This is a genomic window from Actinophytocola xinjiangensis (assembly GCF_001921215.1).
Taxonomy (GTDB): Bacteria; Actinomycetota; Actinomycetes; order Mycobacteriales; family Pseudonocardiaceae; genus Actinophytocola; species Actinophytocola xinjiangensis.
Genome location: NZ_MSIF01000003.1, coordinates 480780 through 501537, shown reverse-complemented (window position 1 = coordinate 501537; position 20758 = coordinate 480780). Strand labels below are relative to the sequence as shown.

Below are 20758 nucleotides of genomic sequence, written 5' to 3'. Positions count from 1 at the left end.
GTTCATGACCGACCCGGTGCGACGGTGCCGCCGGGATGCCACATGTGGGGTGCGATGTTCAGGAAGTACGGCGTCGGCGTGTCCGCCGCGCTGGCCGCGATGACCTTTGTTTCCGGGCCGAGTGCGCCCGCCGACACGTCGTGGCTGTTGCCGGACATGCGTCAGGCGCCGGTCGGTTGTCCCGGTGGATTCCGGGGCGATCCGGTCGAGTGCACCGACTGGGACGTCTGTCCGGTCGCCGACGCCAGCGCGTCCGGCGGCCCCTGTGTGACGAGTGGAACGATCGCCGCCGTCCGTCTGCGGTTCACCTCCTCGGAGGACAACGTCGGTGACGGGCCGCTGCTGTTCCACGCCCACCGTGAGAGCACCGAACAGCCGAGGATGACCGTTCGGCAGGCCTTCCAGAGCAGCGCGGACAATTCCGTTCCGGCGACCTTCGACGCCGCCCAGCGTGCCACGGCGACCTACACCTACTACGAACCGGCGGCCAGTCACGAACACTGGCACCTCATGGGTTTCGAGCGTTACCAACTGCGCACGCCCGCCGGCGAAACCCTGCTCGTGGACCGCAAGAACGGTTTCTGCCTCGGTGACCGGTTCAACACCCGCGACTGGGCGGACCTGTCCGGCCGGCCGTACAAGGGCGGCGCGGTCGCCCTTTCGCAACAGTTGCGCGGCAACATGTGCGGTCACCACCGAACGGACGCCCTGGACGTCACCATGGGAGTTTCGGTCGGCAAGGGGGATGACTACCGCCACACCGTCGACTTCCAGTGGCTCGACCTGACCACCGTGCCCTCCGGGGTGTACGACGTGGTGAACACCGTGAACGCCGACCGCACGTTGCTGGAGAAGGACTACACGAACAACTCGTCCTCGATCTCGGTCTCGGTCCAGTGGCCTGACGGTGCGCGACAGGCGCCGGCGGTCATCACGGCGCCGCCGGTGGTTCGGCTGCTCGACAGCTGCCCCGGTCGGGCGGTGTGCACGGCGGAGGAAGAAGGTCACCGGAGATGAACTCCAGGGTGGACGTCGCGGCAGCGGACAACGGGCCGGACAACGGGCCGGACAACGCGCCGGACAACGGGGCGGACAATGCGCCGGACAACGGGCTCGAGGTGGTCATCGTGGTCCGCTGCGGGTGCGACAGCGGCCGGTGCGGCCGGCGGGTCGGGGTGGTCTACGCCGAGGGGTCGAGACTGACCCTGGTCAACGACCGGGGCACGGCCGGCCAGAGCGCCCCGCCCGTGCCCCGCCAGGTCATCCCGGCCGACTTCCAGGGCTCGGCCGATCTCGTCGCCTGTCCCGGCACCCGGTTCTGGGTCCCGTTCACCGCGTTCAAGGAGCACTACGAGGGTTATCTCGGCTCGGGCCGCCGCCGCCCGGTCGAGCTGCGGCTGGGCACCGGCGCGGCCTGCGACCCGGTCACCCTGGTCTGCGGCACCCGCCCGGAACTGATCAAGTGTGGCCCGCTGATCCGGTACTTCGGCGAGCGGGTGTCGGTGATCTACACCGGACAGCACTACGACTCCTCGATGTACGACCAGATCCTGCGCGACATCGCCAGACCCGGCCGGTTCCACGAGCTCGCACTCGGTGGGACCCGCCGCGGCCGGCAGCTCGGCGCGGCCATCGCCGCGGTCGACGAGATCCTCGGCGGCGCGCCACCGGCGGCCGTGCTGGTCCAGGGCGACACGACCTCCGCGCTGGCCGGGGCGCTCGCCGCGAACGCCAACAACCTGCCGCTGGTGCACGTGGAGGCCGGGCTGCGCAGCTACGACCGCGCGATGCCCGAGGAACACAACCGGGTGGCGATCGACCACCTGTCCGACCTGTGCTGCGCGCCGACCGAGCTCAACCGCAGGAACCTGCTCGTGGAGAAGGTGCCGGCGCAGCGGATCGTGGTCACCGGCAACACGGTCGTCGAGGCGCTGCGCACCGCCGCCCCGGACTCCGCCGCCCGTGACGGGATGCTCTCGCGGCTGGGTCTGGCGGCCGACGGCTACGTCGTCGCGACGATCCACCGCCCGGAGAACGTGGACGACCGGCACAACCTGGAGCTGATCCTGCGTGAGCTGGCGGCGCTGCCGCTGCCGGTGGTCGTCCCGGCGCACCCCAGGATGGTCAGGCGGGTGGCGGAGTTCGGTCTGGCGGCTCTGCTGGACGGGCTGCGCGTGGTCGAGCCGCTGGCCTACCCGGCGTTCCTGGCGCTGGTGAGCGGGGCGGCCGTGGTGGTGTCGGACTCGGGTGGCATCCAGGAGGAGGTGAGCGTGCTCAAACGCCCGGTCGTGGTGGTGCGGCGCAGCACCGAACGGCCGGAGATCGAGGGCACCTTCGGCACGCTGGTGCCGCCGGGGCCGCGGATCCACCAGGAGGTCCTGCGCTGGCTCGACGACGTCCCCGCCCGCCGCGCGCAGCTCGCGGCGATCCCCTCGCCCTACGGTGACGGTTCGCCGTCGGCGCGGATCGCGGCGGCCGTGCGCCGGCTGGTGGCCCCGCCGGTGATGTCCGCGCCGATGGTCGCGGCGACGTGATTGGCCAGGCGCACGCTGGAGTTCCAACTGGTGACCTCCGGGTAGACGTGCGCGGTGGTCGCCAGCAGCAGCGGTGTCCCGGCGACCGTGACCGGCGGGCGCTGGTCCAGATATCCCAACGGGTACACCGGTTCCACGAACGGCGCGCGGAAGACGCGTACCTCGTCGACGTCCGTCGCGGACAGGCCCAGTCCTGAGTAGAGGGTGCACAGCTGGTCGGTCCAGCGGGCCGCGACGGTCGCGTCGTCCTCGGTGAACAGTGGCGAGTCGCGGTCGGCGTAGCGCATCGCGTAGGCGAGGTGCCGCCCGCCGTAGGGTTCGACACCGGCCAGCGCCGACATCTCGACGACGCCGTCGAAGTCGGTGCCCGAGCGCACGACCGGGGTCCAGTAGTGTCCGGCGAGCGGGCGGCGCAGGAAGAACAGCGCGTTCACCACACCCTGGTAGGCGACCAGCGCGCTGGGCAGCCGGGCGAGCAGCGGGGCGTCGGCCAGCCGGCGCAGCTGCGGCAGGGGCAGCGTGCTGACCGCGCGGTCGGCCTCGATCCGTTCCCCGCCGGGCAACTCGACCCGCACCCGGTCGGCGGCGACCGACAGCGCGGTGACCGGGGTCGAGGTCCGGACGGTGACGCCGGCGGCGACGAGCGCGGCCAGCAACCCGTCGATGATCGACTTGTAGCCGCCGGCCGGGTAGCCCCGGGTGGCGACGTTGCGTTCGCGGCCCAGGCGTTGCCACACGTACAGCGCCGGCACGTCCGGGAACGCGTGGCCGAACTTCGCGCCGAACAGCGGGGCGAGCAGCGTGTCCCAGGCGGCGTCGCCGTAGAGGCCGCGCAGCCAGTCCTCGGTGCGGGTGTTGTCGAGGTCGCGGTGGCGGCCGAGGCGGCGCAGCAGGACCGAGACCGCGCCGAAGCGGACCCGGTCCAGTGGGCGCAGCGGGCTGAACCGCAGCAGGTCGGCCGCGCTGTTGAACGGGTGGTGGCGGCCGTCGACGACCATGCCCATGGTGGTGGGCCGCCAGCGGATCGTCTCCCGCAGGCCGAGTTCGCCGAGCAGCGCCAGCAGGTCGTCGTCGGTCGGCATGACGCAGTGGTAGAACCGCTCGACCCAGCCCTGGCGGGACGGGAAGAACGTGCCGAGCCCGCCGAGCTGGTCGCTGCCCTCCAGCAGCGTGACCCGGCGGCCGGTGCCGGCGAGCCGGTAGGCGGCGGCCAGCCCGCAGATGCCGCCGCCGACGACCACGACGGACTCCGGTGGCGCCATCACAGGTCCCGGTAGGGCGGCGGAGCCAGGCGGGTGCGTACCAGCAGCAGCAGGTACTGGACCAGGGTGGTGCCCAGGGCGAGCTTGCTGCCGCCCGGCTTGCGGTCGTAGCGCAGCAGCAGCGGGACCTCGGTGACCACCGGCTCGCAGTGCCGCAGCTTGATCAGCAGCTCGACCATGCAGGCGAACCCGCGTTCCTCGATCAGCCGCTCGCCCCAGTGGTGGGTCGCGCGCTCCAGGACGGCCACCCGGTAGGCGCGGAAGCCGCTGGTGAAGTCGCGCACGTCGGCCAGGCCCAGCAGCCGGCGCAGGACCAGCGCGGCGGTCCTGGACAGCAGCCGGCGCAGTCCGGGCGCGCTGCTGTCGTCGCCGCCGCGTACGAACCGCGAGCAGATGGCGATGTCCGCGCCGGCCTGGATCTGGTCCTGCAACGGGGGGATCAGCGTGGGGTCGTGGGTGTCGTCGGCGTCCATGACGACCACGACGTCCTCCGGCCCGGCGGCTGCCAGCACGGCCTGTAGTCCGGAGCGGACGGCCTGGCCGAGGCCGAGGTTGGTCTCGTGGCGGATCAGCCGCACGGCCAGGCCGGACAGGCCGATGGCGGCGATGTCGGCGGTGCGGTCGGTGGAGCCGTCGTCGACGACCCAGACGGTCAGCTCCTCGGTGCGGGCCAGGACGGCGAGTCGTTTGAGGAGCGCGGGGAGCGCGGCCTCCTCGTTGTAGGCGGGCAGGACGACGTGGGCGTGGCCGCGCAGCCGGGGCTCGACGGTGCGCGCGGTCGGCTGGACGACCGGTTCCGGTGTGTAGATCACCTGGACCTCTTCGACTGCCACGGCAGACCCCTCACCAATGATCGACTTCGGGAAACAGGAGAATTATCGACCTGGCCCGTCCGTTTGCTGGCGAGTCCCCCCGGCGAATTCCGGCAGGTTCCGCGAAAATCGAGTGACGGGCGAAGAACAGGCTGGCGCGGACTGCTGATCGAGTCCTGGAGAGGTGAGCGCGGTGAACTCTCGAAAGTGTGAAAAATCGGCGAGAAACCGAAGGGGCATATACGCAGAGATGACTTTGAGCTATTTCGGGTGAATTTGAATGGGTGAACGTTGTGCGACCGGTCCTGAGTGGCCGGTCAAGGAAGGTGAGCGATGCTGACCGACACATCGTCGAGCGCGAGGTCGCGCGTGCTGGCGACCCGACCCGCGCCGCCGCACACGCGTCGCCGGCCCACCTGGATGCCGGGCGTACGTCTCAAACCCGATCCCGGCCACGAGTGGCTCAGCCGGGTGAACGCCGTCGCCGTGCTGCTGCTGGCCGTCGACGTCGGCGCGCTGGCCGCCGCGCTGGCCGCCGTCCCCACCACCCCACCGGCCGGCTGGGCGGTGGCCGTCTCGGTCACCGTCCTCGGCGCCCGCGCGTGCGCCCGGCTCTACCGGCGCCGCCTGTGGCTGTCGTGGCTGCACGACCTGCCCCGCTCGGCCGGCGCGACCCTGGTCGCCTTCGCCCTGCTCACCGGGATCGCCCTGGTCGCCGGGCTGGACGAACAGACCACCCGGTCGGTGCAGTGGACCGTGGTGGCCGCCGCCGCGCTCAGCGAACCGGTGCGCCTGGCGGTGTTCGCCTTCGGCCGCTGGTGCCGGCGCCGCCTTGGCCGCTGTGACCGCACCATCGTCGTCGGCGCCGGCAAGGTGGGCGCCGACCTCGCCGCGACCATGGCCCGCCACCCCGAGTACGGCCTCGCGCCGGTGGGCTTCGTCGACGCCGAACCCAGCCCCGACCACGCCGACCTGCCGGTGGAACTGCTCGCCGAGGACCTGTCCGAGGCGATCGCCCGGCTGCGGGTCGGCACCGTGGTCCTGGCGTTCTCGCACGCCCTCGAGTCGCCGGTGGTCGACGCGGCGATCACCGCGCACCGCCTCGGCTGCACGGTCCTGGTCGTGCCACGGATGTACGAGCTGTACCAGGACGGGCCGGACATCGAGCGGGTGTGCAGCTACCCGCTGATCCGGCTGAGCACCGCGCCGACCACCCGGCCCAGCTGGTGGGTCAAGCGCGCACTGGACGTGCTGGCGGCCGCCTCCGCCCTGGTCGTGCTGGCCCCGCTGATCGGGCTGTGCGCGCTGGCCGTACTCGTGGAGAGCGGCCGGCCGGTGATCTTCCGCCAGGTGCGGGTCGGCATGGACGACCGCACCTTCCAGCTGTACAAGCTGCGCAGCGTCCGCCAGGGCGAGGTGGACGACTCGCAGAGCACCTGGTCGGTCGACGGCGACGCGCGGGTCGGCCCGGTCGGCCGCTTCCTGCGCAGGACCTCGATCGACGAACTGCCCCAGCTGTGGAACATCCTGCGCGGCGACATGTCGGTCGTCGGCCCCCGGCCGGAGCGGCCGGGGTTCGTCCGCCAGTTCTCCAGCATCCACGAGCTGTACTGGGCGCGGCACCGGGTGCCGACCGGGCTGACCGGGCTCGCCCAGGTGCACGGCCTGCGCGGGGACACCTCGATCGCCGAGCGGTCCCGGTACGACAACTACTACATCGCCAACTGGTCACTGTGGCTGGACCTGAAGATCGTCGTCATGACCGTCGGCGAGCTGCTGTTCAGGTGGGGCCGGTGACCGCCCGGTGGCGGCGCCTGGTCGCCGCGCTGGGAGCGGCCGGGGCGGTCACGGCGGCCTGCGGACCGGGCTGGGCGACCAACGCCGCCCCGCCGCCCACGCCGCTGGCCCCGTGCGCCTGGTGGTACGGCATCGGCGACAAGCCGACCGACGCGGACATCGAACTGGCCGCGCGGCGGTACCAGGTGGTGGTGCTCAACGCGTGGGAGCTGGACGCCCTGCACAAGCTCCGCGAGCTCAACCCGGACGTGAAGGTGCTGGTGTACAAGGACCTTTCCAGCACCCGCAACTACGAGGGCGCGGTCATCGGCGACCAGGACGCGCCGCTGCTGCCCACCGGCATCGGCTACTACGCCGCCGAGCGCGGCAACCCGGAGTGGTTCGCGCTGGACTCCGCCGGCTCCCGGATCGGCTGGGAGGGCTTCCCGCAGCACTGGCAGATGACCGTGTGGGACACCAACTACCAGCAGGCGTGGACCGACGCGGTCACCGAGGAGGTCGTCCGCGAAGGCTGGGACGGGGTGTTGGCGGACAACGACTTCAACACGCTGTCCCACTACTCACCGGTCCTGCTGCAGGGCACCGCCAGCCGGGAGGAGACCGACCAGAAGCTGCGCGACGGCCTCGACGTGTTCCTCGGCAAGGTCGGCGACACGTTGCGGGACAAGGGAAAGATGTTCGTCCCCAACGTCTCCGAGACGTTCCTGCGGCCGGGCAGATGGACCGCGCACAGCCGCTACAGCGGGGCCATGGAGGAGAATTTCGGCTTCCGCGACGACGGGGGCGGCGGCGGACTGCTGACCTTCCAGGGCAACCAGTGGCAGGAGCTGCGCGCGCAGGCCGCGCTCGGCGAGTCGTGGCTGCTGCTGGTCACCCACACCAAGGACGCCCGCCAGGAACGGGCGGGGTACGCGAGCGCGGCGCTGCTGGCCGGCCCGTACAGCTGCTGGACGAAGTCCTCGACCCCCAACTACCTGGATCCCGAGTGGTCGACGCTGCAGGACGCCGGCCTTGGCGAGGCCGTCGACTGGGCCGGCCGCGAACCGAGCGGGGTGTGGACCCGCACGTTCACCCACGGCTGGGTGGCGGTCAACCCGACCGGCGCGGCCGCGGCCGTCACCCCGCCGGCGGGTCTGGTCGACCTGGAGGGCAACCCGGTCACCCAGGTCGACCTGGCGGCGGCCGACGGGGTGGTCCTGGTCAAGCCCCAGGAGCAGGCGGCCCCGCCGCCCCGCTGAGACCGTCGTAGAGCGCGAGGTGGCGCCGGGCGCTGACGTCCGGGGCGAACCGCCGCCGCGCGCCGTCGGCGAGCAGCCGGCCGGTGCCGCCGGGGTCCTGGTCGGCGAACAGGGCACGCAGCGCCACCGCGAGCCCGGCGACGTCGCCGGGGACGGCCAGCAACGGGGCCGTCCCCGGCACGGTCAGCATGTCGGCCACCCCGCCGGTGTCGGTCGCCACCACCGGTTTCCCGGCGGCCATCGCCTCGGCGACGACCAGCGGCTGCTGCTCCATGACCGAGGGCAGCACCAACGCGTCGTGCTCGCGCAGCAACCGGGGGACGTCACCGCGGAAGCCGAGGAACCGCACCCGCCCGGCCAGCGCGTCGCGGCGCGCGGCCCGCTCGGCCACCGGCCGCTGCGGCCCGTCGCCGATGACCGTCAGCGTGGCGTCCGCCGGCATCGTCCCGGGGATGGCCAGCGCGTCCAGCAGGTCGAGCAGCCCCTTGCGCTCCACCAACAACCCGGCGAACACCAGCCGCCGCACCGGCCCGGCCGGAGGTGACGGCTCGGGCAGGTCGACGCAGTTGTCGATGTGCGCGAGCCGGTGCGCCGGCACCCGCAGGCGGGTCCGCAGGAAGGTGGCCATCGCCGGCGCGGGCACCACCGTGCGGCTCATCAACCGCGCCACCACCGCGTCCCCCGCGAGAACGCCCCGGGTGTACCCGCGGGGCGCGGGCGCGCGCGGGAGTCCCCGCAGCCACGGCTCGGCCACGTCGTCGGGCACCCCGTGGTAGGTGTGCACGACCGGCACGACCCGGCGCAGCGCGGCGGTCACCAGCCCGGCCCGGCGGTCCTGGGCGTGCACCACGTGCGGGCGCCACGCCACGACGGCGGCCCGCAGCCGTCGCGCACCGCGCAGATCTCCCTTGCGGGACACCGTCACCAGCTCGTGCCGCCCGTCGATCCGCTCGGCCCCACGCCGGGGCGTCGGCCCGAACACCCGGACCTCCGCGTCGCGCGCCAACGCCACCGCCAACGCGACGGTCACGTCCACCGGCCCACCGCTGTCCTGGGTGAGGACGAACGCGACCCTCACCCGGGCGCTCCGGTGTGGGCCTTCTCGGCCAGCACGCAGAGGCGGTCGGTGGCCTGGGCGGCGGCGAACAGGTCCGCCGCGCGGCCCCGGCCCGCGCGGCCCTCACGGTCGGCCACCTCGGGGTGGCGAAGCCGCGACGCGACGGCGTCGGCCAGGGCCGGGAGGTCACCGGCCGGGAGCACCGCGCCCGCCCCGGCGACGCTCTGCCGGACGCCGCCGACGTCGAAGGCCACCACCGACCGGCCGCAGGCCATCGCCTCCAGCGGGACCAGGGCCATGCCCTCGGCCCGGGACGGCACCACCACCACGTCCGCCGCCGCGTAGTGGGCGGCCACCTCGTCGCTGTGGCCCCACCACAGGACCGAGTCGTGGGTGGCGGCGGGGATCGTCGCGCGCCAGCGGGCGCCCAGGGCACCGTCGCCGACCAGGACCAGCCGGGCGTCGGGCACCCGCGCGTGGACCGCCGGCCACGCGGCCAGCAGCTGGTCCTGGCCCTTGAGCGGCGCCAGCCGGCCGACGCACACGGCGATCGGCACGTCCGGCGGCAGGCCCAGCAGGCGGCGGGCGGCCCGGCGGTCGGCGGGGCGCAGCCGGTCGGTGTCCACGCCGTTGCACACCACCTCGGCCGGGGCGTCGATCCCGGCGTCCCGGCCGGCGGCCAGCTCGTCGTCGCTGACACAGACCAGGTGCCGGGTCCAGCGGGCGGCCCACCGCTCCCAGACGACGGCCGGGCCGCGCAGCGGGCGCGGCGCGGACTGGAAGGACCACAGGTGTGGCTGGAACAGCGTCGGGCACCGGCCGCGCAGCGCCAGCCGCCCGGCGAGACCGGCCGACGAGCTGTGCAGGTGCACGACGTCGGGGTCGAGCCGGCGCAGGGTGCGGCGCAGGCGCACCAGGTCCGCGAGCGTGGGCGTGCGGCTGGCCGGCCAGGCACCCACGTCGACGCCGGCCGCGCGGCAGTGGTCGGGCAGCCACCCGGCCGGCGGGCACACCACGGTGACCGCCCAGCCCCGGTCGCGTTGCGCGGTCGCCAACTGGCGGACCACCTCGGCCACGCCGGCGGTCACCGGCTGGCTCACGTGCACGATCCTCACCGCACCCCGCCTCTCGCCCGCAGTTCCCGCACCGCGCCCCGGTGGGTGAGCAGCGACGCCCCGGTGTAGACGGCGGCCAGCACCAGCGCCTCGGCCAGCGCGGCCGGCACCGACGCCGGGGGTCCGAGCCACCAGTCGGACAGCAGCGCGACGGCCACGCACGGCACGGCCGCCGCCACGACCCCGACGGCGATGTCGGCCAGGTCGGCCGCCGGGAACGCGAGTCCGGCGCGGACCAGCGTCCGCCAGGTCAGCACGACCAGCAGCCACGCGACGACGGCCTGCGCGCCGGCGACGACCGCCAGCCCGTGGCGCGTGCCCGCCGCCAGCGCGGCCGCCAGCACCGCCAGGTGCGTCAGCTCCAGCAGCAGGTAGCGCCGCGCCGGACCGGCGGCCTTGATCGTCTGGTACCAGGTCTGCAGCAGGCTCATGGCCAGGCCGTAGCCGCACAGCAGCACCAGCACCGGTCCTGCTGGGGCCCACCGCTGGCCGAGCACCGTCACGTGGTCGGCCAGCAGCGCGGCCACCAGGTACAGCCCGCCGCAGACGACCGAGGTGGCCCGGGTGAACCGGGCGGTCGCCGCCGCGAGACCCTCGCCGTCGCGGACCAGCCGGGTGTAGACCGGGAAGGCCACCGCGGCCAGCACCACCGCCACCAGCACGTAGGGCATCCACGCGATCCGGAACGCCAGCGAGTACACCCCGACCGCCGCCGGGCCGAGCACGTGCCCGATCGCCAGGTAGTCCACGGTGGTCAGCAGGATCGCGACCACGGCCGCCGGGCCGACCACCGCGATCCAGCGCAGTGCCTCGGCCGCGGCGGCGCGGTCCCATCCCGGCCGGGGCGGCACCCCGACGGCCCAGGCCAGCACCGGCAGCGTGACCGAGGTGCACAGCAACCCGGCGACCAGCGACAACGGCCCGATCCCGGCGGCGGCCAGCGCGACGGTGAGCGCCGCGCCGAGCACCGCGCTGCCCGCGTCGGGCAGCAGCCGGCGACGGAAGTCCAGCCGCCGGTGCATCAACGCCAACTGCACCCCACCGGCGGCCGAGAACGGCAGACTCACCGCCGCCAGCCGCAGCAGCGGTGCCGCCTGCGGACTGCCCAGCAGCGCGGCGAGCGGCCCGGCGGCCACGGCCAGCACGGCGGCGAGCACGATCCCGGTGCCGACACTGAGCGTCAGCACGGTCGCGGCGAGCCGCCGCGGGTCACCGGTGGTGCGCCCGACGACGTCGTAGACCCCCATCGCCTGCACGACCTGGCCGATGTTCACCAGCGCCACCGCGAGCGCCACCGCGCCAAGCCCGTCCTCGGTGAGGAACGCCGCGAGCGCCACCGTCACCGCCACCTGGCTGCCCTTGCTCACCAGGTTCACCAGCCCGAGCCACAACGTCCCCCGGACGGCCCGCGCCCCCAGAACACTCACGGAACGCCCACGACGTCCGGTCGTCGCACCGCCGTGCGCCGCAGCGCGAAGGTCACCAGCAGCGCCCACGCCGCGACCAGCGCCACGCCGTCGACCGTGACCGAGGCCCGTTCGCCGAGCACCGACCGGATCACCGAGTCCGCCGCGTACAGGTGCGCGAACGGCACGGCCGTCGCGGCGAGCGCCACCACCAGCCACTGCCAGCCGCGTTCGGCGCGCCGGCGCCACCACACGGCCGCCACCAGCGCGGCGGCCGGCACCGCGAACAGCACGTCACCCGGCTGGTGCACCAGCGCCACCACCACGGCCAGGCACGTGAGCAGGTCGGCGACCGCCGGGGCGTCCGGGTCGGGCAGCCGGTCGAGCCGGCGCGCCAGCACCGCGCTCACCGCCAGTACCGCGACCAGCGTGAGCGGCTCGACCAGCGGCGGCAGCCACCCGGTGAGCCGGAACAGCACGGCCGGCAGGTCGACGCGTTGGGCGGTCAGCGAGTCGACCGCGCCGTAGCCGGTGTTCGACGCGTGCGCGAGGTTGGCGGCCAGCGTGTCCAGCACCGACCCTGGCCCGCCGCCGCGCACGGTCAGCACCGCCAGCACCGGCAGGCTCGCCACCGCCGCGACCGCCGTCCCGCCCAGCGCCACCCCGCGCGAACCCCTGGCGAACAGCACCACCGCCAGCGGCAGCCCGAACTGCGGCTTGAGCCAGGCCACCGCGAGCGCCAGCACCGCCAGCCGGGGGTTGCTGGACCGTGTCAGCAGAGCCCCGGCCGCGCCGACGGCCACCAGCGGGTTGACCTGCCCGAGGTAGAGCTGTGCCTTGCCGACCTGGCTGAGCACCAGCAGCGCGGCGATCACCACCGTGCCGGTGACGATCGGCACCGGCACCCGGGTACGGACCCGGCTGGCGGCCATCGCGGCCAGGACCACCAGCAGTACCAACGAGGTCAGCGCGAACAGCACGGCGCCGGTCCGGTAGCCGGGCAGCGCGAACGGCAGGTGCGCCACCAGGTGGTAGGGCTGGTACAGGTTGAAGTTCTGGCGCACCGGCCAGTGCGCGAACATGGTCGCCGGGTCGTACGGGTTGCCGCCGGCCAGGAACTCCCGCACGGGGAAGTAGAGCGCGTCGCGGAAGTCCTGCATCCGCACTTCGGCCTCGTTGCCGGCGGTCGGCAACGGCACCTGCCAGGACGCCCGCAGCGCCCACCACGCCCCGAGCACCCCGGCCACGGCCGCCGCGACCAGCCCGGCCCGTCGGGCGGTCACGCCAGCACCACCGCGATCAGTACCGACGGCTCCGGCAGCAGCGCCGCGACGGTCGCGAGCTGGTCCTGGCGCCGCGCGCCCCGGGTCACCGCGACCACCGCCTCCCCGAGAACCGGGTCGGGGTCGGGGGTGTGCCGGCCGTCCGGGGCGGTCAGCTCACCGCCCAGCCGCCTGGACAGCCGGTTGTCCAGTGCCCGCGCCGTCGATTCGACGTCGGCGGCGACCGCCAGCACCCGGGGTGGGCGCGCGGCGACGACACACAGCCGGGCGAGCCGTTCGGTCAGGTCGTCGGTGTCGGCGCGCAGGATCACCACCGGCGGCCGGTCCGGCAGGGCGGTGCGCACGGCGGCCAGGGCGGACGTGCGGCGCAGGTGGCGCAGCGACCCGACGGCGACCCCGGCCGCCGCCGCGACCGTCAGCGCGAGACCGAGGCCGAACGGGCGGTCGGGGGAGACCTGGATGACGTCCGGGCGCTGGTCGAGCACGCGTAGCGCGGCGGCGGGGGCCAGCAGGTCGGCCTTGATCATCGCGCGGGCGATCGCGCTGGCGGCGTCGCCGGCGAGTTCGCGGGACGGCACCCGCACGGTCAGCCTGGCCAGCCCGGAGGCCGGCACCAGCTCGACCGACACCCCGTTGGCCAGGACCTCGGCGTCGCCGCCGGTGTCGGCGGCGGCGGTGCGCAGCACCGACGGGCTGCGGGCCAGTTCGGCGAGCGCGGGCAGGGTGAACGAGACGACCTCGCCGTACTGGGCCGCGCCGCCGCCGGCGACCGGACCGGCGACCAGGCTGACCCGGCCCTCGTACTGCTCGCCGGCCAGTTCGGTGGTGGCCAGTACGCCGCCGCCGGTGAGCACGGCGGCCAGCGTGCCGGCCACCACCGGGCGGCCCAGCCGCCCGGCGATCCGCCGCAGGGCGGGGGTCCGGCCGGGATCCACCGGCACGCGGGCCGACTCGACGGGGGCGGGGGCGGTCGCGGTACTCATCTGGTTCCTCCGGCCACGGCGGTCGCCAGGATCTCGTTGTAGGTCTTCATCAGCGTCTCGGGATTGTGTCTGGTGTGGACGTACAGGGAGCCGGCGGCGGCCGCCGTGGCGCGCGCGGCCGGGTCGAACAGCAAGGCGCACAACGCCTCCGCGGTGGCGACCGCGTCGCCGGGCGGCACCAGCAGCCCGCCGCCGCCGGCGAGCACCTCCCGCACACCGTCCACATCGGAGGCCACGACCGGGCGGCCGGCGGCCAGCGACTCCAGCACGGCGACCGGCATGCCCTCCCAGTCGCTGGTGAGCACGGTCAGGTCGGCGGCGGCCAACAGGTCGGGCACGTCCCGGCGGGTGCCCAGGAACCGGACGCGGCCGGTGAGTCCCAGTTCGGCGCAGCGCGCGCCCAGTGCCGCGCGGCGGCTGCCGTCACCGGCCAGCAGCAGGACGGCGTCGTCGAGCAGAGCCCACGCGGCGAGCAGCACGTCGTGGCGTTTCTGGGGTTCCAGCCGGGCCACGCACAGCGCCACCGGCACCGTCGGGTCGAGTCCGAGGTCGGCGCGCACGGTCGCGCGGTCGCGGGCCGGCGGCTGGTCGAACACGGCGTTGGGCACCACCACGGGTTCGGGCAGGCCGGCGGCGCGCAGCCCGGCGGCGGCCGAGTCGGCGACGGCGACCACCGTGCGCGAGGTGCGTCGCAGGATCCGCGCGGCGGCCGGGTAGTCGACGTGCGCGACGCCGTGGAACACCGTCACCACGGGGATCCGGCGGCCGGTGACCGCCAGCCGGGACACCACGCTGGCCGAGATGTTGTGCGCCAGCACGACGTCGGGCGCGAACTCGCGTACCGCCCAGCGGGTGGCGTGCGCCGCGCGCAGCACCCCGGTCGCCCGGCGGTGCGGGGCCGGCACGGCGAAGGTCGCCACCCCGCGTGCCCGCAGCGCGTCGGCGCGGTGGCCGCCGGCGCTGGCCACGGCCGAGGTCCAGTCGGCCTGGTCGCCGGCCAGCGCCATCCCGGCGACGAGCGTCTCCGCGCCGCCGGTGCCCATCTCAGTGATCACGTGCAGTACCCGCACGGGCCGCTCCTTCCTTCTCGATCGACAGGGCGACGGCGACCAGCAGCCACAGCGGCAGGTAGTACTGCTCGGACAGGAACGTCGCGGCGACCAGCACGGCCACCAGGCTCGCCTGCACGGCGAGAGCCGTGCGCCGGTCGGGGCCGTGGCGCACCGCGCGTTCGGTCGCCACCAGCGCGGCGGCGGCCAACCCGAGGAACAGCACCAGCGCGGGAAGCCCGAACTCGGCGGCCACCTCCAGGTACATGTTGTGCGCCACCGGCGTCGGCTCGGCCAGTTCCGCGTTGCGCGAGGCCGTCACGTACTCGCTGCGGAACCCGCCCGGCCCGACGCCCAGGACCGGGTTCTCGCCGAGCATGCGGGCCGCCGCCCGCCACCGCAGCTCCCGTGTGTCTACATTGGACTCCGCGATGAAACTCTTCTCCCGCAACGCCCTCGTCAGCGCCGGCCCGAGAGCCGCCATCGCCGCCACGCCGGCCACCGCCAGCCCGGCCACCGACACGGCGAGCACCCGCACCGGCAGCACCCGCCGCCACACCAGCCACACCACGGCCGCCGCCAGCGCCAACAACCCGCCCCGGGAGAAGGTCGCCAGCGTCCCGGCCACCAACAGCCCCACCGCGCCGGCCGCCAACACCCGCTCCACCGGCGAGGGCCGGCCGGGCAGCACCGCGGCCACCAGCGGCAGCGCCGCCACCAGGACGAAGGCCAGGTCGTTCGGGTCGGGCAGCGGACCGGTGGCCCGCGCCGCCCCGGCGGCCACGCTGACCAGCGCGCCCGCCCCGGCCACCGACGCCCCGGCGACCGCCGAGGCCAGCAGCGCCACCACGGCGGCCTCCCGCGCCGCGACGTCGGCCAGCACCACGGTCAGCGCGAGGAACGGCAGCCACCGCCCCAGGTACTCGGCGGTGAACGGCTCCCCGGCGTGCACCGCCGAGGACAGCAACGCGACCAGGGTCAGCCCGGCCAGCAGCAGGTGCACCGGGTGCCAGGCCGGCGGCCGGCGCTCCCGCAGCCGGGTCACCGCCCACACCACCACGAGCAGCGCGGCCGGCACCTTGCCCAGGTCGCGGTGCACGGCGGCCAGGTAGCCCTCCAGCGGCGCGAGCGCGACCGTCAGACAGGCCAACGCGGGCAGCACACGAGTCACCGCGCGGCCGTCCTCGCCCGGCGGGGGAGTCCGGTACGGGCGACGTGCTCGCCGGTGCCCACGACGTCGAACCGGGCGGTGGCCGCCGCCAGCGTCCAGCCCAGCAGGGCGACCTTCTCGGCGGCCGGAACGTCCATCCCGGGGAAGAACTCCAGCCCCGGCGCCTCGCCCGCGCCGAGCACGTCGGTCGGGTGCACCAGCAGCGACGGACCGACCCCCAGCCGCCGGCACAGCCCGAGCGCGGTGGCGACGTAGCGCCGGGCCAGACGCGGCGAGATCCGGTACAGGGTCAGCACGTAGGCGCCGTGGATCGGCACCCGCAGCAGCGGCATCGTGGTCACCGGAAGTTCCACCAGGCCGGGGCCATCGCCCACCAGCCAGCGGTGCGCGGTGTTCGGCGCGAACACCCGGGAGAACCCGCCGTAGAGCCCGGCCAGCCGCTCGTCCACCACCGGCGCGGTGCGGTTGTGCACGGCGCGCGCGACCGGCCCGATCCAGGTGGGCAGCGTGGACGCGTCGTAGACGTAGCCGCGCTCGGCGAGGACCGAGAGCAACGTGGGGGAGACGCTGTAGCCGGGGCCACGGAACCCGGTCGGCGCGGGCGCGCCGGCCGCGACGATCGCGGCCTCGGTCCTGGCGACCTCCTCGACGAGTTCGGCGCGGGAGTACCGGTGCAGCCACGGCTCGTGGCGGTGGGAGTGGTTGCCGATCTCGTGGCCGTCACCGGCGAACGCGGCCACGGCGGCCGCCCCGTCCGCGCGCTCGGCGTCGGTGCCGACGGCGAACGCCGTCGCCGTCACGCCGTGTTCGCCGAGGACGTCGAGCAGGCGGGGCACGGCCGCCGGCAGGAAGCTGGGCAGCCGTTCCCAGCCGGGGTCGCCGTGGGTCTTGAGGTAGGCCCACAGGTTGTCCAGGTCGACCGACACGCTGGCGGTCGGGCGTGCGCTCATACCGGCTCGCGGGTGGCGCTGGTGGCGGGGGTGGAGGTCGTGCCGGGGCGGGCGGACAGGCCGAGGACGAGCACGCCGGCGACCGCCAGCGTGAGCCCGACCCCGACCGCCCATTCCCGCCCCGGCACTGTCCGGTCGCCCAGCACGGCGAGACCGACCACGGAGGTCGCGACCATGGTGACGGAGTCCATGATCGCGACCGTGGCGGTCGCCGAGCCCCTGGCCAGCGCACTGGCCAGGCAGGCCTGACCGAGCACCGCGGCCAGCAGCACCAACCACGCCAGTGGGTTGAGCGGCAGGCCCGACAGTGGCTCGTCGGCCAGCGACCGGCTGCTGATCGCCAGCACGGCGAACGCCGTGCCGGCAAGGGTCGCGAGTGCGGTGGTCGAACTGGTCCGGCCGCCGCGGGTGAGCGCGAGGCCGGCCAGCAGCGGCAGCCCCAGCAGGAGCAGACCGGCGGTGGTCGGGATGTCCCTGGCCACCGCCGGGGAGGCGGCCGAGGCGAGCAGCGAGATCCCGGTCGCCAGCACGACCAGCATCGCCACCTCGACGGCCCGCACGCGCCAGCGCAGGACCAGCGCACCGAAGACGGTGGCCAGTCCGACGGCGCCGCAGGCCGCCGCCTGCACCAGGAACAGCGGCAGCTGTGCCCTGGCGAGGAAGGCGAACGCGAACCCGGTCACCTGTCCGGCGAACCCCAGCAGGTACAGGGGATCGCCGGCCAGGCGGCCGAGCAGCCCGAGGTTGCCGCGCGCCCCGGTGCGCAGCGCACGCCGGGCGGCGACGGACTGCGCGACGATGCCCGCGGCATAGGCCGCGACGGACACCGCGAGTTCGACGTAACCCGGCACTTCGACCCAACCCCCTGGAAACCTCGCCGCCACAACGGCTTTCGCACACCGCAGGCAGAGAGTACGGATCGAATAGCGAATACCCGACCGAAGTATGGGTTAGGCCGAATTACTTGCCGTGCGTAGGAATTATCAGTGACAAGAAACCGGAACGGGCAGAAATATCACTCTGTCGGGTTAAACGGCTCCGGCGTACTGGCTGATCCAGGAGCGGAAGTACGGGACGTCCACGTAGATCGAGGGTTCCCGGGCACAGGTGGCACTGCCACCGGAGCGGCTGGTGGCCCCCACCAGCTGCCAGACCCCGTTGACCCGCTTGACCTCCGGGCCGCCGGAGTCGCCGTAGCAGGCGCCCCGCGAGTTGTTCGGATTGTCGGTGCAGATCTCACTCGGCCCGCTGATACCACCGCCGAGGCATTCGCCGTCGCTGACGATCGAGGTGTTCAGCTCCTGCAGGATGACCGGCGCCGAGCCACAACCCCGGGTCGGGCAGGTCTGGCCCCAGCCGATGATGCGTGTCTGGGTGCCCACCGCGCCGGAGGTCGAGGCGAGCGTGATCGGCGCCTGGCCGACGGGGGTCGCCAGCTGGAGCAGGGCCAGGTCGGCGCTCGGGTGGCCGACACGCCGGGTGACCCTGGCCACCGTGCCGCCGCTGGTCCGGTTGGTCGTGCCGACCCGCACCTGGTACGGGGTACCGCAGTGGGCGGCGGTGACCACCCAGCTCGACGTGATCAGCGACCCACCGCAGGAGTGGCCGCCGGCGCTGTTCTGCAGTGAGGCCATGAACGAGTAGGTCTCGGTCGCGTTGCCGCCACCCACGATGAACGGGGTGACGTCCTGGGGCGTCTCGGCCGCCGCGGCGGCGGGCGTCATCAGCCCGCCGATCACCGCGGCGGTCGTGGCGACCAGGGTCACGAGCAGGGATCGTGCTCTCATGGTTGCGTCTCCTGTTGTCGGCCCGGGGCCCTCGACCCGGGTAATGCCAACGTAAGGAGACGGTGACGGCGGAGGGCACCTCCGTTCGGTGGTTCACATCAACAGAAAGGGCCGCGACTCAGTGGGCGAACTTGAGTCCCACGACCCCGGCGACGATCAGCAGCAGGCACAGCAGCCGCAGGACCGTGGCGGGTTCGGCGAGGAAGACCATGCCGTACGCGGCGGTGCCCACGGCACCGATCCCGACCCAGATCGCGTAGGCGGTGCCGATCGGGATGCTGCGCATGGCGAAACCGAGCCCGCCCATGCTGGCCACCAGCGCGACGCCGAACACGAGCGTGGGAACGAGGCGGGTGAAGTTGGCGCTCCTGCCGAGGGCGATCGCCCAGACGGTCTCGAGCAGGCCGGAAACGACGAGAACGATCCAGTGCATGATGGAGGACGTGTCGTCTTTGCCTGGCCGGGTACGACACGCTCGTCCGGTGCGGTGCGGGAGTGCGCCGCCGTCGTCCACTGTAGCCCATACCGGCGGCGGATCCGGGTATGTTCTCCGACGTGCCGGAACTCGCATGGCTGACCAGCCGCCCTGTCGCGCACCGTGGGCTCTACGACGACGAGCAGGGCCGCCCGGAGAACTCGCTGCCGGCCTTCGAGCACGCGGCGTCGCGTGGCGTGCCGTTCGAGTTCGACGTCCAGCTCACCAGCGACGGCCAGCCGGTGGTGCTGCACGACGCCGACGTGGCCGCGATCACCGGCACCGCCACCGGGGTGCACGAGTTGGACGCGCGCGCGGTGGGCGCGCTGCGCCTGCCGGGTGACCAGCCGGTGCCCACGCTCGACCAGGTCCTGGAACTGGTGGACGGCCGGGTGCCGATGGTGGTCGACGTGCGCCGCTGGGGCCTGCGGCACTCGCCGGGCCTGGAGCGGGCGGTGGCCGACCGGCTGCGCGGCTACCGGGGTGAGGCGGTCGTGCAGTCGTTCGATCCGTTCGCGCTGCGCCGGTTGCGCCGGCTGCTGCCGGGGCTGGGCGTCGGTCAGGCGTCCGGGTCGCTGCGCTCGGTGTCGCCGGTGGTCCGGGCGGTCGGCCGGACGATGGTGACCAACGCGTTCACCCGCCCGGACTTCCTGACCTACGAGCTGACCGAGTTACCCGACCGGTTCGTTTCCTTCTGGCGCAACGGGAAACGTCCGGTGATCGCCTACACCGCGCACTCGCCCGCCGAGGAGGCCACCGCCCGCCGGCTGGCCGACGGGTTCTTCTTCTCCGGGTACCTGCCCGAGGTCTACCGCTGAGGGGTGGCCTCGCCGCGCTGCACCGGGAACGCGAGGTCCTTGAAGAACGACTCCGCCTCGAACTCGCGGATCTCGTGCACCCGTTTCATGAGTTCCACGACGGCCTCGTGGTCGGTGCCCGGTTCCCGGCAGCGCCACGCCCACAGTGCCGAGGTGATGGCCATCTCCGTCTTGCGCAGCAGGATCCAGGACTGGTCCCAGCGGTAGAACGCGCGCAGTGAGGTGATCGCCGCGACGAGTACCCCGGTGATCGCGATGACGATGTCCTTGGCCTGGTAGTCGACGCTGACCAGCAGCGGCAGGCCGGCGCCGGCGATGATCACCAGGATCCCGCTGAGCCGGTAGAGCCGGCGGTGCCAGGTGGCGCGCAGGTCGTAGACCTGGCGCAGCCGCAGGGCGTAGGCCTCGGCGGCGGCGACGAAGTCGGCCGCGCCGTGATCGGGCAGCTCGACCCTGACCGGAGATCGGAACCCCATGTGTCGATGGTCCCACACGGGGTGAGCGCGTCAGGACGGATCGGGCTCCTCGACGTCGGCGAGCCAGGTCCGGAGCAGTCCTTCGAGCTGGCTCGCCTGGTCGGCGTCGAGCGCGGCCAGCAGGCGGTGCTCGTTGGCCATGTGGTCGGTGAACGCGCGGTCGATCAGTTCGCGGCCGGCGGTGGTCAGCGCGACCACCCGGCCCCGGCCGTCGGCCGTGCTGGGTCGGCGGGTGACCAGGCCGTCGCGTTCGAGGCGGTCCAGGCGTTTGGTCATCGCGCCGGTGGTGACCATGGTGAACCGTGCGAGTTCGCCGGGGGCGCGTTCGAACGGTGGCCCGGCGCGGCGCAGGGTGGCGAGCACGTCGAACTCGCCCTCGCCGAGGCCGTAGCGGCGGTACACCACGCACAGCTGTTCGGTGAGGTGGCCGGCGAGCCGGTGCAGGCGGCCGATCACGCCCTGGGGGGAGACGTCGAGGTCGGGGCGTTCGCGCGCCCACTCGGCCTGGATGCGGGCGACGTGATCGGGGTGTTCCGGCATGCCCT

The 20758-nt window shown here is 74.0% G+C and carries 20 protein-coding genes and 1 riboswitch; of the genes, 5 read left to right on the top strand and 15 right to left on the bottom strand.

What is annotated here, in order from left to right:
• Window positions 1–54 precede the first annotated feature (54 nt).
• Entirely contained in the window at window positions 55–1017 is a 963-nt protein-coding gene (locus BLA60_RS10070) for a lysyl oxidase family protein (RefSeq protein WP_075132619.1), read from the top strand.
• Window positions 1014–2534, top strand: a complete 1521-nt coding sequence (gene wecB / locus BLA60_RS10065; RefSeq protein WP_084734789.1) for a non-hydrolyzing UDP-N-acetylglucosamine 2-epimerase — start codon at window positions 1014–1016, stop codon at window positions 2532–2534. Before BLA60_RS10070 ends, wecB begins: the two co-directional genes overlap by 4 nt.
• Here wecB and BLA60_RS10060 read toward each other — a convergent pair.
• A complete protein-coding gene (locus BLA60_RS10060) occupies window positions 2438–3796 on the bottom strand; it encodes an FAD-dependent oxidoreductase (protein WP_075132500.1) in 1359 nt (452 codons plus the stop codon). The two genes, wecB and BLA60_RS10060, sit on opposite strands and share 97 nt — an antisense overlap.
• The gene (locus tag BLA60_RS10055) at window positions 3796–4629 is read right to left on the bottom strand and encodes a glycosyltransferase (protein WP_245811907.1); all 834 of its coding nucleotides are present in this window, start codon (window positions 4627–4629) and stop codon (window positions 3796–3798) included. Before BLA60_RS10055 ends, BLA60_RS10060 begins: the two co-directional genes overlap by 1 nt.
• A gap of 312 nt (window positions 4630–4941) precedes the next feature.
• Between BLA60_RS10055 and BLA60_RS10050 the strand changes: the two genes are divergently transcribed.
• Both BLA60_RS10050 and BLA60_RS10045 read left to right on the top strand, forming a co-directional pair.
• The gene (locus BLA60_RS10050) at window positions 4942–6405 is read left to right on the top strand and encodes a sugar transferase (protein WP_245811906.1); all 1464 of its coding nucleotides are present in this window, start codon (window positions 4942–4944) and stop codon (window positions 6403–6405) included.
• Window positions 6402–7643 (top strand): putative glycoside hydrolase family 15 protein, encoded by a 1242-nt coding sequence (locus BLA60_RS10045; protein ID WP_245811905.1) that lies wholly within the window; start codon window positions 6402–6404, stop codon window positions 7641–7643. The genes BLA60_RS10050 and BLA60_RS10045 overlap by 4 nt, the downstream gene beginning before the upstream one ends.
• Here the strand turns inward: BLA60_RS10045 and BLA60_RS10040 are convergent.
• From BLA60_RS10040 to BLA60_RS09990, 11 genes are all read right to left on the bottom strand, one after another.
• The gene (locus BLA60_RS10040; protein ID WP_084734788.1) at window positions 7606–8721 is read right to left on the bottom strand and encodes a glycosyltransferase family 4 protein; all 1116 of its coding nucleotides are present in this window, start codon (window positions 8719–8721) and stop codon (window positions 7606–7608) included. The two genes, BLA60_RS10045 and BLA60_RS10040, sit on opposite strands and share 38 nt — an antisense overlap.
• Complete coding sequence (locus tag BLA60_RS10035; protein WP_245811904.1) at window positions 8718–9800, bottom strand: glycosyltransferase family 4 protein; 1083 nt, start codon at window positions 9798–9800, stop codon at window positions 8718–8720. Before BLA60_RS10035 ends, BLA60_RS10040 begins: the two co-directional genes overlap by 4 nt.
• Window positions 9801–9811: 11 nt before the next feature.
• Window positions 9812–11242 carry an oligosaccharide flippase family protein gene (locus BLA60_RS10030; RefSeq protein WP_075132498.1) on the bottom strand — a complete coding sequence of 477 codons (1431 nt, stop codon included), beginning with the start codon at window positions 11240–11242 and terminating at the stop codon, window positions 9812–9814.
• Window positions 11239–12504, bottom strand: coding sequence for a glycosyltransferase family 87 protein (locus tag BLA60_RS10025; RefSeq protein ID WP_245811903.1), 1266 nt, complete (start codon window positions 12502–12504; stop codon window positions 11239–11241). The genes BLA60_RS10030 and BLA60_RS10025 overlap by 4 nt, the downstream gene beginning before the upstream one ends.
• On the bottom strand, window positions 12501–13487 hold the full coding sequence (locus tag BLA60_RS10020; RefSeq protein WP_154814244.1) for a hypothetical protein: 987 nt from the start codon (window positions 13485–13487) through the stop codon (window positions 12501–12503). The genes BLA60_RS10025 and BLA60_RS10020 overlap by 4 nt, the downstream gene beginning before the upstream one ends.
• A complete protein-coding gene (locus BLA60_RS10015; protein ID WP_245811902.1) occupies window positions 13484–14557 on the bottom strand; it encodes a glycosyltransferase in 1074 nt (357 codons plus the stop codon). The genes BLA60_RS10020 and BLA60_RS10015 overlap by 4 nt, the downstream gene beginning before the upstream one ends.
• Window positions 14532–15707 carry an O-antigen ligase family protein gene (locus BLA60_RS10010; RefSeq protein ID WP_075132496.1) on the bottom strand — a complete coding sequence of 392 codons (1176 nt, stop codon included), beginning with the start codon at window positions 15705–15707 and terminating at the stop codon, window positions 14532–14534. The genes BLA60_RS10015 and BLA60_RS10010 overlap by 26 nt, the downstream gene beginning before the upstream one ends.
• The gene (locus BLA60_RS10005; protein WP_075132495.1) at window positions 15704–16657 is read right to left on the bottom strand and encodes a polysaccharide deacetylase family protein; all 954 of its coding nucleotides are present in this window, start codon (window positions 16655–16657) and stop codon (window positions 15704–15706) included. The genes BLA60_RS10010 and BLA60_RS10005 overlap by 4 nt, the downstream gene beginning before the upstream one ends.
• Window positions 16654–17508 (bottom strand): hypothetical protein, encoded by an 855-nt coding sequence (locus tag BLA60_RS10000; RefSeq protein WP_075132494.1) that lies wholly within the window; start codon window positions 17506–17508, stop codon window positions 16654–16656. The genes BLA60_RS10005 and BLA60_RS10000 overlap by 4 nt, the downstream gene beginning before the upstream one ends.
• A gap of 177 nt (window positions 17509–17685) precedes the next feature.
• Complete coding sequence (locus tag BLA60_RS09995) at window positions 17686–18444, bottom strand: S1 family peptidase (RefSeq protein ID WP_075132493.1); 759 nt, start codon at window positions 18442–18444, stop codon at window positions 17686–17688.
• Window positions 18445–18562: 118 nt separating this feature from the next.
• The gene (locus tag BLA60_RS09990) at window positions 18563–18877 is read right to left on the bottom strand and encodes a DMT family transporter (protein WP_075132492.1); all 315 of its coding nucleotides are present in this window, start codon (window positions 18875–18877) and stop codon (window positions 18563–18565) included.
• 7 nt (window positions 18878–18884) lie between these two features.
• Window positions 18885–18951: riboswitch (guanidine-III (ykkC-III) riboswitch) on the bottom strand.
• A gap of 48 nt (window positions 18952–18999) precedes the next feature.
• Between BLA60_RS09990 and BLA60_RS09985 the strand changes: the two genes are divergently transcribed.
• On the top strand, window positions 19000–19737 hold the full coding sequence (locus BLA60_RS09985; protein ID WP_075132612.1) for a glycerophosphodiester phosphodiesterase family protein: 738 nt from the start codon (window positions 19000–19002) through the stop codon (window positions 19735–19737).
• Here BLA60_RS09985 and BLA60_RS09980 read toward each other — a convergent pair.
• Window positions 19728–20213 carry a DUF4231 domain-containing protein gene (locus BLA60_RS09980; RefSeq protein WP_075132491.1) on the bottom strand — a complete coding sequence of 162 codons (486 nt, stop codon included), beginning with the start codon at window positions 20211–20213 and terminating at the stop codon, window positions 19728–19730. The two genes, BLA60_RS09985 and BLA60_RS09980, sit on opposite strands and share 10 nt — an antisense overlap.
• A 30-nt stretch (window positions 20214–20243) precedes the next feature.
• Complete coding sequence (locus BLA60_RS09975) at window positions 20244–20753, bottom strand: MarR family winged helix-turn-helix transcriptional regulator (protein ID WP_075132490.1); 510 nt, start codon at window positions 20751–20753, stop codon at window positions 20244–20246.
• Between the last annotated feature and the right edge of the window lie 5 nt (window positions 20754–20758).

Excerpts from the sequence above, each read along its gene's own strand:
- BLA60_RS10070 (WP_075132619.1), top strand. The coding sequence starts at position 55 with ATGTTCAGGAAGTACGGCGTCGGCGTGTCCGCCGCGCTGGCCGCGATG.
- wecB (WP_084734789.1), top strand. The coding sequence starts at position 1,014 with ATGAACTCCAGGGTGGACGTCGCGGCAGCGGACAACGGGCCGGACAAC.
- BLA60_RS10060 (WP_075132500.1), bottom strand. The coding sequence starts at position 3,796 with ATGGCGCCACCGGAGTCCGTCGTGGTCGTCGGCGGCGGCATCTGCGGG.
- BLA60_RS10050 (WP_245811906.1), top strand. The coding sequence starts at position 4,942 with ATGCTGACCGACACATCGTCGAGCGCGAGGTCGCGCGTGCTGGCGACC.
- BLA60_RS10020 (WP_154814244.1), bottom strand. The coding sequence starts at position 13,487 with ATGAGTACCGCGACCGCCCCCGCCCCCGTCGAGTCGGCCCGCGTGCCG.
- BLA60_RS10005 (WP_075132495.1), bottom strand. The coding sequence starts at position 16,657 with ATGAGCGCACGCCCGACCGCCAGCGTGTCGGTCGACCTGGACAACCTG.
- BLA60_RS09995 (WP_075132493.1), bottom strand. The coding sequence starts at position 18,444 with ATGAGAGCACGATCCCTGCTCGTGACCCTGGTCGCCACGACCGCCGCG.
- BLA60_RS09990 (WP_075132492.1), bottom strand. The coding sequence starts at position 18,877 with ATGCACTGGATCGTTCTCGTCGTTTCCGGCCTGCTCGAGACCGTCTGG.
- BLA60_RS09980 (WP_075132491.1), bottom strand. The coding sequence starts at position 20,213 with ATGGGGTTCCGATCTCCGGTCAGGGTCGAGCTGCCCGATCACGGCGCG.
- BLA60_RS09975 (WP_075132490.1), bottom strand. The coding sequence starts at position 20,753 with ATGCCGGAACACCCCGATCACGTCGCCCGCATCCAGGCCGAGTGGGCG.